Source organism: Chryseobacterium lacus, from assembly GCF_003336205.1.
GTDB lineage: Bacteria > Bacteroidota > Bacteroidia > Flavobacteriales > Weeksellaceae > Chryseobacterium_A > Chryseobacterium_A lacus.
Genome location: NZ_QPIE01000006.1, coordinates 227156 through 239829 on the forward strand (window position 1 = coordinate 227156; position 12674 = coordinate 239829).

12 protein-coding genes are annotated in these 12674 nt (G+C 40.4%); 5 read left to right on the forward strand and 7 right to left on the reverse strand.

Annotated features, from left to right (window positions below):
- Window positions 1–13 precede the first annotated feature (13 nt).
- On the reverse strand, window positions 14–757 hold the full coding sequence (locus tag DQ356_RS09520; RefSeq protein WP_114304251.1) for an electron transfer flavoprotein subunit beta/FixA family protein: 744 nt from the start codon (window positions 755–757) through the stop codon (window positions 14–16).
- Window positions 758–976: 219 nt separating this feature from the next.
- Here DQ356_RS09520 and DQ356_RS09525 point away from each other — a divergent pair, with 219 nt between their 5' ends.
- Both DQ356_RS09525 and DQ356_RS09530 read left to right on the forward strand, forming a co-directional pair.
- The gene (locus DQ356_RS09525; protein ID WP_114304252.1) at window positions 977–1318 is read left to right on the forward strand and encodes a MerR family transcriptional regulator; all 342 of its coding nucleotides are present in this window, start codon (window positions 977–979) and stop codon (window positions 1316–1318) included.
- 84 nt (window positions 1319–1402) lie between these two features.
- Window positions 1403–2752 (forward strand): helix-hairpin-helix domain-containing protein, encoded by a 1350-nt coding sequence (locus DQ356_RS09530; protein ID WP_228420707.1) that lies wholly within the window; start codon window positions 1403–1405, stop codon window positions 2750–2752.
- Here the strand turns inward: DQ356_RS09530 and rluF are convergent.
- The 5 genes from rluF to DQ356_RS09555 form a co-directional block, all read right to left on the reverse strand.
- On the reverse strand, window positions 2749–3474 hold the full coding sequence (rluF, locus tag DQ356_RS09535; RefSeq protein WP_114304253.1) for a 23S rRNA pseudouridine(2604) synthase RluF: 726 nt from the start codon (window positions 3472–3474) through the stop codon (window positions 2749–2751). The two genes, DQ356_RS09530 and rluF, sit on opposite strands and share 4 nt — an antisense overlap.
- Window positions 3467–4171 (reverse strand): tRNA pseudouridine(55) synthase TruB, encoded by a 705-nt coding sequence (gene truB, locus DQ356_RS09540; protein ID WP_114304254.1) that lies wholly within the window; start codon window positions 4169–4171, stop codon window positions 3467–3469. The genes rluF and truB overlap by 8 nt, the downstream gene beginning before the upstream one ends.
- A 6-nt stretch (window positions 4172–4177) precedes the next feature.
- On the reverse strand, window positions 4178–4990 hold the full coding sequence (locus tag DQ356_RS09545; protein WP_114304255.1) for an undecaprenyl-diphosphate phosphatase: 813 nt from the start codon (window positions 4988–4990) through the stop codon (window positions 4178–4180).
- Between the two features lie 62 nt (window positions 4991–5052).
- Window positions 5053–5361 (reverse strand): DUF3098 domain-containing protein, encoded by a 309-nt coding sequence (locus tag DQ356_RS09550; RefSeq protein ID WP_114304256.1) that lies wholly within the window; start codon window positions 5359–5361, stop codon window positions 5053–5055.
- A 2-nt stretch (window positions 5362–5363) separates the two neighbouring features.
- The gene (locus DQ356_RS09555; protein ID WP_114304257.1) at window positions 5364–6260 is read right to left on the reverse strand and encodes a cell division protein FtsX; all 897 of its coding nucleotides are present in this window, start codon (window positions 6258–6260) and stop codon (window positions 5364–5366) included.
- Between the two features lie 146 nt (window positions 6261–6406).
- Here DQ356_RS09555 and rsmA point away from each other — a divergent pair, with 146 nt between their 5' ends.
- Complete coding sequence (gene rsmA / locus DQ356_RS09560; protein WP_114304258.1) at window positions 6407–7180, forward strand: 16S rRNA (adenine(1518)-N(6)/adenine(1519)-N(6))-dimethyltransferase RsmA; 774 nt, start codon at window positions 6407–6409, stop codon at window positions 7178–7180.
- A gap of 48 nt (window positions 7181–7228) precedes the next feature.
- Here the strand turns inward: rsmA and DQ356_RS09565 are convergent, their stop codons facing one another.
- The gene (locus DQ356_RS09565; protein ID WP_114304259.1) at window positions 7229–9871 is read right to left on the reverse strand and encodes a choice-of-anchor L domain-containing protein; all 2643 of its coding nucleotides are present in this window, start codon (window positions 9869–9871) and stop codon (window positions 7229–7231) included.
- Between the two features lie 2031 nt (window positions 9872–11902).
- Between DQ356_RS09565 and DQ356_RS11405 the strand changes: the two genes are divergently transcribed.
- Both DQ356_RS11405 and DQ356_RS09575 read left to right on the forward strand, forming a co-directional pair.
- Window positions 11903–12025, forward strand: coding sequence for a hypothetical protein (locus DQ356_RS11405; RefSeq protein WP_262510893.1), 123 nt, complete (start codon window positions 11903–11905; stop codon window positions 12023–12025).
- Between the two features lie 306 nt (window positions 12026–12331).
- Window positions 12332–12674, forward strand: a 343-nt coding sequence (locus tag DQ356_RS09575) for a hypothetical protein (protein WP_147267616.1), incomplete at its 3' end; no start/stop codon positions are given.

Sequence of the window (12674 nt, forward strand, 5' to 3'; positions counted from 1 at the left end):
TGAAAATGAAAAATTAGATCACTTTTGCCTCTTCGTGAAGCAATCTTACCAACTCGTCCAGTTGATCCGGCGCTACCATTTTCACAGCAGCTCTTGTCGGAACACTTTCAAATGTTACAGGTTCTACTTTTACTTCTATAGAAGCAGCTTCCATGACATTGAGTGGTTTGGTTCTGGCCGTCATAATTCCTCTCATGTTGGGGATAATTAGTTCTTTTTCGTCCACCAATCCTTTCTGTCCGGCAATTACCGCAGGAAGTTTGACAGAAATGGTTTCCTTTCCGCCTTCAATTTCCCGAACTGCTTTCGCTTCGGAACCATCAATTTCCAATCCTACAGTGGCATTCACGAAAGGCCAGTCTAACAACTGAGCTACCATTCCCGGAACTGCGCCGCCATTATAATCAATGCTTTCTTTTCCGCAAAGGATTAAATCATATCCTCCGGAGCGCGCTGCTTCCGCGATTTCTTTTGCTGCGGAATAACTGTCTTTGGGTTCGGTGTTAATTCTAACCGCATCATTGGCTCCAATGGCAAGCGCTTTTCTGATAACGGGTTCTGTTTCAGGACCGCCAACATTCAGCACGGTAACCGTAGCACCCGTAGCCTGTAATTTTATCGCTTTGGTTAAAGCAAATTCATCCAATGGATTAATGACCCACTGAATACCGTTTTTATCGAAAGCAGATTGATCTGCTGTAAAATTGATCTTGGAAGTAGTATCCGGAACACTACTGATACAAACTAATATTTTCATGTGTTAACGTATGTTTAGATTTTTGTAAAGGTAAACAAATATACTATGCATGCATAATACTCTGTTGCAAACTGTTATTTTAGGCATTAAAATTACTACTTTTTTAAAAGGTGAACAAAAGTTTATGCCTTCACTGTTTCAAAAAACCACGGTAAGCCGCGGTATTGTACCATTTTTTCCAGTTCTGATTTTTTCCTACATTTGCTGAAAATCATCAGTATGAAGATTAATCTGCCGGATAAATTATATTATTCTATTGGTGAAGTGGCCAAAGCTTTCGACGTAAATACTTCTCTGATCCGCTATTGGGAGCAGGAATTTCCTATTTTGCGGCCGAAGAAGAATAAAAAAGGAAACCGGTATTTCACTCCTGAAGACATCAAAAATCTCAAAATTATTTACCATTTGGTGAAAGAAAAAGGCTATACTTTAGATGGAGCCCGAATTTCGCTCACCACCAACAGCAGGATATCGGAAACTGTTTCTATGATTGACCGGCTGGAATTCCTGAAGGCCGAACTGCAAAAACTGAAAGATTCTTTAGCCGAACCGCCAATATAATAAAATATTTCCGAATAAAAAAAGGGATTTTTCCTGATGTTATTTTCTTGAGAACCAATTAGTTTTGTTTGAAAATAATGCATAATGAAAAATACTTTGCCTCTGATGGACTTGAAAAGTAAGTTATGGTTCATCATTCTGGCTGTTTTGACAGCAAGCGCGGTTATTTTCCTTTCCAAAACTCCGGAACCTTCTCCGGAAATTCCGGAAAGTGGGGTTTATTTTCCTGAAAATTCAGCAGATAAAACCCAAATGTACACAAAGTTCAATCCCAATGATCTGAATGCCGAACAATGGCAGGTATTGGGTTTCTCAGAAAAACAGACGGCTACTATTCTCAAATATAAAAATATGGTAGGAGGTACTTTCGTATCTAAAGAACAGTTTAAAAAATGTTACGCTGTTTCGGATGAAAAATATGCTGAACTGGAATCTTACATTCTGCTTCCCGAAACTGCTTCTTCCCCAAACTATTCTCAAAACCGTCCATTTTACAGTCCTGTTTCTGCCAAAAGCAAAATCAATATCAGTGAAAAATTTAATCCGGATCAATACACACAACAGCAATGGGAAAACGTAGGTTTCAGCGAGAAACAGGCGGCAGCCATTCTGAAATATAAAAATTATCTGGGCGGAAGTTTTATAAGCAAAGAAAAATTCAGAGAATGTTTTGTAATCGGCGATGAACAGTATAAAGCACTCGCACCTTATTTGCTTCTTCCTGAATATCAGCCTGAAAATGCTACAGAGAAAACACGGATTATAAAACAGGAATCCGCTAAAAGCCACACCATTTTCGATCCTAACGAATTGGATGCGGAAGGCTGGAAAGCATTAGGATTTTCAGAAAAACAAGCTGCTGTGATTATCAACTATAAAAACAGAAATTTGAAAGGGAAATTCAGCACCTTGGAGGACATTCAGAAATGTTTTGTGATCTCCCCGGAAAAATTTGAAGAATTAAAACCCTTTATCGTTCTTAATACCGAATCTTTGAACAATACTGCCGTTGCGACACCCAAAATTTCTCCAAAAGCATCGGCCACCAATTTTTCTAAAACCGATATTAATGAACTCACCTATCAGCAACTTTTGGAATTTGGTTTCGACGGAAAAGCAGCCGGAAGTTTTATCGGCTTCAGAAAAAAACTCGGTGGTTTTGTGGATAAAAACCAAGTGTTTGAAGTGTTTGATATCGACCGCAGCTTAGCGGAAAAACTGGCTTCTATAAGCCCACTGAATCCCTCACTTGTGGAAAAACATACCCTGACCGATGCGCCGGAAAGCTGGTTGAAAACCCATCCTTATTTCCGTTATTCTGCGGATAAAATCATCTATTACCGAATCTCAAATCCTGACGAAAAGAAAATTTGGAAATTCATTAAAACAAAGCCAGAATATGAACGAAAAATGAGAATGTATTTGAAGGATTAATTGCTTGTTTTACTGGAATCTTTGATAAGTTCTTTCAATCCTGCCAATTCTTCCGAAGTCAGATTACGCCATTTCCCGACAGGAATATCGAGGTAAATATTTAAAACCCTGACGCGTTTCAGTTTCAAAACCTTGTAATCCAGATATTCGCACATTCTGCGAATCTGTCGGTTGAGTCCTTGTGTCAGCACAATTCTGAAGGACAGAGCATCCACTTTTTCCACGATACATTTTTTGGTCACTGTATTAAGAATCGGAATTCCGTTACGCATTTTCTGTAAAAATTCACGTGTAATCGGTTGATCCACCCGCACCAGATATTCTTTTCCATGATTGTTCCGGGAGCGAAGAATTTTGTTTACAATATCGCCGTCTGAGGTCAGGAGAATCAACCCTTCGCTGGGTTTATCCAATCGGCCAATCGGAAAAATTCTTTTGGGATATCCTATAAAATCGATGATATTATCTTTTTCCCGATGAGTATCGGTAGTGCAAACGATTCCCACAGGTTTGTTAAAGGCAATGTAAACATGCTCTTCTTCTTCCGGTTTTGTAATTGATTTTCCGTCCACCAGAATTTCATCTTCGGCAGAAACTTTGGTTCCCATTTCAGGAACTTTTCCGTTGACGGTTATTTTTCCCTCTTCCAAAAGTTTATCTGCTGCTCTTCTGGAACAGTAGCCCACTTCGGAAAGATATTTATTGATGCGGATTTTATTCATGATCAGAAAAACGAAAATCGTTGTTTAAATAATCAGACGATGCCTGTTCTACGGAGAAGTCTCCAATTTTAGTTCTCCTCAGTTTAGTTAAATACGCTCCAACTCCCAAAGCGGCACCGATATCATGCGCCAAACTTCGGATGTAAGTTCCTTTCGAACATCCTACGGTAAAATAAACGAAAGGCAGATCAATTTTAACATCCTGAAGATAATGTATGGTGGTTTTTCGGGATTTCATTTCGATTCTTTCTCCCGCTCTCGCAAGGTTGTAAGCCCGTTTCCCGTCAATTTTGATAGCAGAAAAAACGGGAGGGCACTGATCAATCTCGCCCACGAAATTTTCAAGAGTTTTCACAATAAAATCTTCTTCAATATGAGAGAAGTCCTGATGCAGAATTTCGGGTTTTTCGGTATCGTAGGACTCTGTCTGCACGCCAATTTTAATGCCTGCAAAATATTCTTTTGGTGCTTCCTGAATTTCAGGAATTTGCTTGGTAGCTTTTCCGGTGCAGACAATCAGAAGACCGGTTGCGCGAGGATCCAAAGTTCCGGCATGGCCAATTTTAAATTTTTTCGGAAGTTCCGGAAATTCTCTTTTCAGTTTAAATTTAATTTTATTCACCGTTTGAAAAGAAGTCCAGTCTAATGGTTTGTCCACTAGCAATACCGTTCCGTTTTGCAATTTTTCGCTCGTCAATGTCTATTATTTAAACTGTGTAAAATAAATCAGCAACACAATCCCAACCACGATTCTGTACCAACCCCAGGGTTTGAAACCGTATTTGGTAAGAACGCCGATAAAAAACTTAATAGCAACGACAGCCACCACAAAAGCGACGATATTTCCCACAAGAAACATCAGCATATTATCGCCCTGCATCAGCATTTCGTAGCCTTTCTGTTCCACTCCTTTATGATTCCAGTTTTTCAAAAAAACAGAATATACAGTCACCGCAAGCATGGTAGGCACTGCCAAGAAAAAGGAAAATTCTGCAGCCGCTTTTCGGGTAAGTTTCTGCTGCATTCCTCCAATGATGGAAGCCGCACTTCGGCTGGTTCCCGGCATCATGGCAAGACATTGCCAAAACCCGATGATGATGGCACTTTTATAGGTAATATCTTTTTCGTCGTCAATAATATGGACTTTAAAAAGTTTGTCAATAAAAAGCAGGACAATTCCACCTAAGATCAGTACAACAGCAATGGGAACCGGATCGCCCAGAACCGCCTCTATTTTATCATCAAAAATATAGCCCAATCCTAAAGCGGGTATCACAGCCACGGCCAGTTTCAGATAGAATTTGATATTGGAAAGATCGAAAAACTTTCTCCAATACAGGAAAACCACGGCGAGAATAGCTCCAAACTGAATGGAAACCTGAAACATTTTCACAAATTCATCTTCCTGAATACCAAAAATGGAACTTGCGAAAATCATGTGAGCGGTAGAAGAAACGGGAAGATATTCCGTGAGGCCTTCTATAATAGCGATAAAAATGGCTTTGATTAAATCCATGGCAGTAAATTAAAGAACCATCAAGAAGCATGAGTTCTGATGGTTTTTTGAATTGTAAAAGTTTATTTTTTGTTTCGTTTCAAAATAGCGTACACCTGAACAGCGAATCCTGCAATCACCAGCAACGGAGCAAGCCGGATTCTGCGGAAAGAGAAAATGCCTTCGTTCCAGACTTCAGGATTGTAAACGCCGTCCACGGTGTTAGCATCTGCACCCATCATCAGGATAAATCCGGCAATGATCAGAATCAGGCCGATCAACATCCATTTGAAATTTTCTTTTCCGAAGTAGAACGGATGGTTCTGCGAAACATTATCAGACTTTGAAGCCCCAAACTTTTCTGCTGAAAACGCAGTATTTTTTTTTGCCATTTTTAGTTATAATATAAATCATCAATATTGCTTCTCAGGAACCTCCAGGTAGCAAAAATAGTACTTGTAACGGTGATCAGAATACCGATTCCGAAAACCAAAAGCAACAGCCATATATATTGTTGTGTATCCTGGACAAAAGGAGTTTGAATAGTGGAAGTAAAATAGTACCACACACCAAACAACGCAAGCAGTCCTAGCAACGAGCCTAATATGCCGAGAATGATGGCTTCTATAATAAAAGGCTTCAGGATAAATCTTCTTTTGGCTCCTACCAGCTGCATCGTTTTAATAATAAATCTTTTTGAAAAAATCTTCAGCCTGATGGAATTATTGATGAGAACAATGGCCAATACCAAAAAAAGAAGGGAAAAGGAAAGAATCCACTTCAGGATTTTATTAAGATTTTCATAGATCTGCTGAGATTCGGAATTATTTTTTACATCTACAATTCCCGGTGTAGCAGCAATTTGCTTAATGGCATCATCAACTTTTGTTGGATCCACAAACTCCGGTTTCAGTGCAATTTCCACAGATGACGGGAAAATATGCACATCGAACAAGGCTTCAGTTTCGATTCCCAGGCTTTTTTTGGCTTCCTGCGTAGCCTGTTCCCGTGAAATATAAGTGGCTCTTTTTACGGCCGCCAAACTGCTGATTTTCTCCACCGCTTCCTGCTCGCGCTGTGCCAATTTTAAAGAATCTTTAGGGTCATAATCCTGATCGAAATAGGCATTGACTACCAGCTGTTCCTTGAGGTAATCAGAATACTTCTGGGCGTTCATCAGGATTAATCCTGAAAGCCCAACCAGAAAAAGAACCAAAGCGATACTGACCACGACGGTGATATTGCTGGATCTGAGCCTTCTTCTGTTAAAGTCCTCCACTGTTTTTGCCATTGCATCAAAATTTTTGGCTAAAATAGAAAAAAACTTCCGAAATTTGCCGGAAACACCGGATAAAAAGGTGTTAAAAAAACATAAAACAATATCTTCGGCTGCTGTGCAAAAGGTATTTATGAAACCAATTTTTCTAAAAAACCATCATGAGCATCAGAGCAAAAAAACACCTTGGACAGCATTTTCTAACCGATGAAAATATTGCGAAGAAAATTGTCAACAGTCTCAGCTTTCAGGAATACCATCATATCCTGGAAGTGGGCCCCGGTATGGGGGTTCTCACCAAATATCTACTGGAACACCCAAAACAGGAGATTTATGTTGCGGAAATTGACAATGAATCTATAGAATATTTGAAGCAAAATTATCTACAACTTAAGGACGAACACTTTATCGGAGATTTTCTGAAGACTGATTTTTCCTTCACAGAATTGGGACAAATTGCTGTTATCGGGAATTTTCCTTACAACATTTCATCTCAGATTTTATTTAAAATCATTGATTATTACAATCATGTTCCGGAAATGGTGGGAATGTTTCAAAAAGAGGTTGCCGAAAGAACAGCGGCGGTTCCGCGCACCAAAGAGTATGGGATTTTATCGGTTCTTGTTCAGGCCTATTACGATGTACACTACCTATTTACCGTTCATGAAAATGTATTTAATCCTCCGCCAAAAGTGAAATCGGGAGTGATACAGCTGATTCGTAATCCAAAACCCGGATTGGAATATCATGAAGTGCTTTTCAAACAAATTGTGAAAACAGGCTTCAACCAGAGAAGGAAAAAGCTTTCCAACGCCCTGAAATCACTCGTTATTCCTGAAGTGCTGAAGTCACATGAATTTATGGATAAAAGAGCAGAGGAACTTTCCGTGGAAGATTTCATTGAATTTACCCAACTCTGGAAAAAATATCAATAAAAAAATGCCCTCCGAAAAGAGGGCAAATTTTATAAACTGTCGTGGGAATTACTCTCGGTTTTTCAGGAGCACCCACCCTTTTTTCAGAACCATGGTATCAGATACGGGATCTTTATATTTCACCTGATACCAATATGTAGCTGTAGATAATGCCCTGCCTTGGAATCTTCCGTCCCAAACCGGTGCATTTTTAGCGGCTTCCCAAATTTTCTTGCCATAACGGTCGAAAATAAATACTTCGAAATCTTCAAATCTGCTGATGGCACTGAAATCCAACTCATCATTTTTTCCGTCTCCGTTGGGCGTAATGATGTTCGGAATGTGCAGTGTAAAGAAATCTTTGATGGTCACACACGAAGTGTTTTTAATTCTAACCATGAGCATCAGGGTCGTATTGTCCTGAACACCAGTGAAAACATTTGATTCCTGCCATGTGAAACCATTATCAATAGAATATTCCAAAGGATTTGTAAAACTCGGATTGCTTGCTGTAATCGTAAGGGTTCCCGATTGGTAATCCGCATTAGTAATCTGCGGAAGTTGTGCTGTAATCACTTTGGTTTCAAAAGTGGCTTCACATTCTCCATTTTCGATGGTTACTGTGTAGGTTCCTATCTGATCTACAGTGATGGTTTGTCCGGTTCCGATAACTGATGGAATCGAATTCTCAACCTTACTCCATGTATAAGTATAATTTTCATTAAATCCTGCATCTAAAGTGATCTGATCTCCAACGCATATTTGTCCGGCAATAGGTTGCAGAATAGTATTTATTGCCGGAATAACTTCTATGGTAATGGAAGCCGGTGTGGTAGACTGACAACCGTTCAGTCCTACAGCATATACTGTGTAAGTAGTTGTTTGTGTTGGATTTACTGTAATATCCGCTGATGTGGATGCACTGTGCGACCAGACAAAATTTTGTCCTCCTACTCCGGATAAAACAACAGGATCGCCTGCGCAAACTCGCATATCTGACGCTGTTACCGTTACAGATGGCGGACTGAAATCTTCATGCACATCTACAAAAGCAGTTACCGTACATGCGATATCACCTATTGCATATGCTTTGGTAATGGTGAGCGTGTATCGCCCTCCTGCAGTAACTACCGGGGTCAGTGTATTTGCTCCAGAGTAAATGTAACCACCGTTGGAAGCTTCCCAACTAATCACGGAACCCGCAGGGAATACAGAAGCTGTTGCATTCAGGTTGACCTGAGGCTGGATACAGTTGATTCCCGGTGGCTGGGCAATATCAGCAATCATTTCCGGTGCTTTTACTAAATCAATTTTAGCAATTGCAGGACAAAAGGTGGATTTCACCAAAGCATACACACTTACACCACCCGGACTCATGTAATTCGTAGGATTAGGAATTGTGTTGCCATTTTGTGCCTGTGCATCAGCCAGATTTGCATAATAAGCAAACGTGACACCCTGCGTTGAAGTTATATAAGGCTGAGTATGAGTTAAATTATAACTCACCGCATCCGGGCCGTAACATTGAACAAATTCGACATCCTGAACTATTGGTGCATTTCCTCCTACAATATTGATACACACTACGGCCGGACACTGGTTGTTGGGAACCATAATTTCCAGACAGTATTCTCCCGGCTGCGTCGCTACGTATGTCGGATTGGTTGCTCCGGCAATGTCCTGTCCATTCAGTGACCACTGATAAAGCGCTCCAGGAATTTGTACCGATGAAATTAAAGTCTTTGGATCATTATCACACATCTGGATTTCAGCAGGCAATGTTGCACCTCCCGGGTCTACTAAAGTCAAACCGATATCGAAAGAACCTCCTTCAATAAAAACACCCGAATTATAAATAGTATCTGAAGCGTCAGCAATCACCATTTTAAAAGTATAGGCCTGTCCCGGAACTACGGTTGCCGTGGCCGTCAAAGGAATGGTGCGTCCGGCAAAATTGGTTTCAATATTTGCTGTATTATGACCTGCAAAATAAGCGGCGTTAATAGGTCCACAAGAATATGGACTGGCAGGAACAATGTTGGTAACGCTCACAGGCCCACCTCCACCCGGAAGAATCGCCATATTGGTATAGTTTGCTGCTCCGACAGGTTTGATGAGCAAGGCAAATCCGTCAGAGTAATCTCCGCAAGGAAAAGTAGATGTATATTCTTCAGAAGCAAAGAGATAATTAAACGTAATCTGGGTACTGGACGGAATAAAGTCAAACTGAATAAAAGTACTGTTATACAATGGCGCCAACGGGTTAATAGCGTTAATCAGGTCTTGGTCCGGGGTTGTGTTTGGCCCTCCTCCTAATGCACCGGAAATAAAAGCATTTCCCGCATCCTTAGCTGGCCCGCTCACCAATATAATTCCGTCATCGAAAGGGAAATTGGTTGTTCCTTTGTTAAAATAACCCCACGTTCTGTCGGGATCGGAAGGAGAAGTATTCGGGGACACAATGACATTTGAAATATTCCCGCTCACACAGCTCGAATTCCCTTTGATGAGAACATTTTCTATCAACTGAGCTGCAGTATAAGAAGACGCCGGATATGGCGGCACATTCACATCAATGAAAGCTCCGGCTTTCATCGTAAGTGCAGACGGAGTAGCTTTATTTACTGAAGGATCTCTTTGCGAATAAAACGTGGCAAAAGCAGACAGGAAAATCAGGAAAGTAAAGTAGTTTTTTAATCGATAAGAAAACATATTTTGTTGGAATTTATTAGACAATTAATTTTAAAACGCACATTTCTACTTATAGGATGCAAATTTTAGAAAAAGTTTCACTTCGTGCACTAATTTTGTAAAGTTTCCAACAAATATAAAAAAAATTATTACCCTTAAGCATTTATTCTTGCTTTTTTTGAAACATACCACTGCAACGCGTAAAATTCCTATTTGCCTTTTTGCTTACTTCTTAATTCCTGTTTCCCCGGTGTAAAATTACATGCTCTGTAATAGCCTTAGATAGGCTGGAGGGTACCGGGAGCGTACCGGGAGGGTACCGGGAGCTACGGTGGAACGGTGGTATAACTATGGTGGAACGATGGCTGAACCTTTGGAAACCTTTTGGTGGTGGGTGTTTTGTGAGAAAAGCTACTGACGGATTCAAAATGTAGCGGGAACACAGTGAAAATGCACTTGATTTCGAAGCCTGTGAATACAAATGTAGTTATTATTTTTGATTTGCTGATGAAACGGTTAATGGTTTAGAGGGAGCATTTGCAAATTTGCAAATCAGCAGATTTGCCAAACGGTGATTGAGCGGAGCCGAAATCACTGCCACTTAGAATGTATTTTACTTCTTACTTTTTGCCTTGACGCAAAAAGTAACAAAAAAGTCAAGACTGGACCTTTTTGCTAAAAAAAGCAAAATTTATTCATAGAAAACTTACAAACTTGCGCGAAATGACTTTTGTTGCTTCATGTCAAATTTTGTGTCGCGCTTCAAACACTGTAAGTTTTTATGCAGTCCATAAAAGTGAGCGTAATTAAGGAATAAATTTCACTTTTTTCTTTATGCAAAAAGCTCTAAGGTCGATTGCTTTCTTTTGAACTTTAGGTTATAATTTAGTCGATAGATATCGGATGGGTGGCTGAGGCTCCCGAAGCCAATCGGTTAGTTGTTTAGGAAGCTGATTTGCGAATTTGCGAATTTGCTGATGGCTGATAGCTTACAAAGTGAATTTTTCTCTCCGATACAAAAGAGGTTGAAATATTCCCCTCCTCTGGAGGGGTGGCAGCCGACGACAGGAGGATGACGGGGTGGTTTTTTGCAGTTAATACTTAGAAAAAGTGAATTTGCTGATTTGCGAATTTGCTTATTTGCTTATTAGCTCATCATGTTTTGTTCGGATGTTGTTCGGGTCGTGTTCGGTACACCTTCGGTAAAACACCCATTTTACCGAACACGATCCGAAGGAGACCCGAACCGTACCCGAAGAAAAGGAGTATGCTGGTTAATCGCTTAATCGGTTAATTATTTAGAAAAAGTAAATGTTTTCCCTCCAGTACAAAAGAAGTTGGAAATATTCCCCTCCTCCGGAGGGGTGGCAGCCGACGAAGGAGGATGACGGGGTGGTTCCTCGGTTTCGGCCAAAATTGGCGTTAAATGGTGGTGAAAATCCGTTTCTTGGCTTCCTTAAAACCACTAAAACAGGCACTTTGATCACCTCAAAATTTCTACCTCCATACTTCACCCGTACATACCCCGTACATACCCCGTAGTTACCCCGTAGTTACCCTATGTCCAACTTAGGGCAATATCGCAAGCCGAAATTTCAAAAGAAAGCAACCTGGTTTAGAGAAGCAAATTTGCTTTTTCGCTTATTAGCGAATTTGCCTGTTACGGGTTAATCGGTTAATGTTTTAGAGTTTGGTGCGCTCTGGTGGCTGAGGCTCTCGAAGCCAACACGGATTTTAGTTCTCAAAGATTTCGCAGATTTTCGCAGATTCTAAAAACTAAAAAGTTAAAATGAAACAATAAAAAGTGATGCCCGCTTAAGAGAAACTATGTATTGCATCGTTGGGATGCGTGTGTTCATGCGGGTTTTGATAAAAATTAAATATTTTATGATATTTTAGCTTTTATATTAAAATAATTTTTATATTTGAAATGAAATTCTTCACGAATATGCTTTATTGATTAGATAAACGATTATGGAGAACTTCATAAAGGGTTCAGCCGCATTTACACGGGTGCCCTTTTCCAAAAAACACAAATGCGTGGGCTCTTTTATGAGAAGCACCACGACTTTCAGAAAAAAGAACCCACTGCATTCCGTAGAGGAGGTTCCTTCCCTGTACAGTTTGAAAAAAAAAGAAAGATTCATGCGTGAAGGTGTGAATGGTGAATGGTGAATGCGTGAATAGTGAATGGCGTGTTTGACACGTTTGTAAAGGATGATAAATTTAATAATACAGGATCATTAGTTGATCCAGAGTGTAAGGCCTACCGGTAAACATGCAGTAAAGAACAGGCTAATGGGAGAGATGCCCCAGTGTGCATTCTATTGTGCAAATGGGCATTATGGTAAAGGGTAAAATGATGAAGATCAAACCGGATGATCAATAGATCAGAAATGCACCTGACAACGGTGCACAACTTGAGAATCATTAAAAAAGAACCGGATCATCCGGCTCATCAATAACCTTAAAACTATTTTTATGGTCAATTTAAACCATTTGAAAATTCCCCCGAAGGGTCACATACTGCTCTTCCTGTGGATGTTGCTGATGCCTGCCCTTGTGGGGGCTCAGAGCGGAACGACTGTTACCTGGAATAACCAGATTGCCTGCCTTGATTACGGATCTGAAGGCGATCCTCGTGAAGCCATGGCAGTATGGGAGGAGATCGAAGGCTCCCGCTGTATCCGAGTGTGTGAGTTTAGCCAGGTAAAATACACCGTTGCCGGGCCTAACATTACCAATGTACAATGGTCTGTGTCGGGAGGCACTCTTCAGCCTCCGGGAACGCAACCTGCTTACAACGCCACCGTGAACTGGGGTA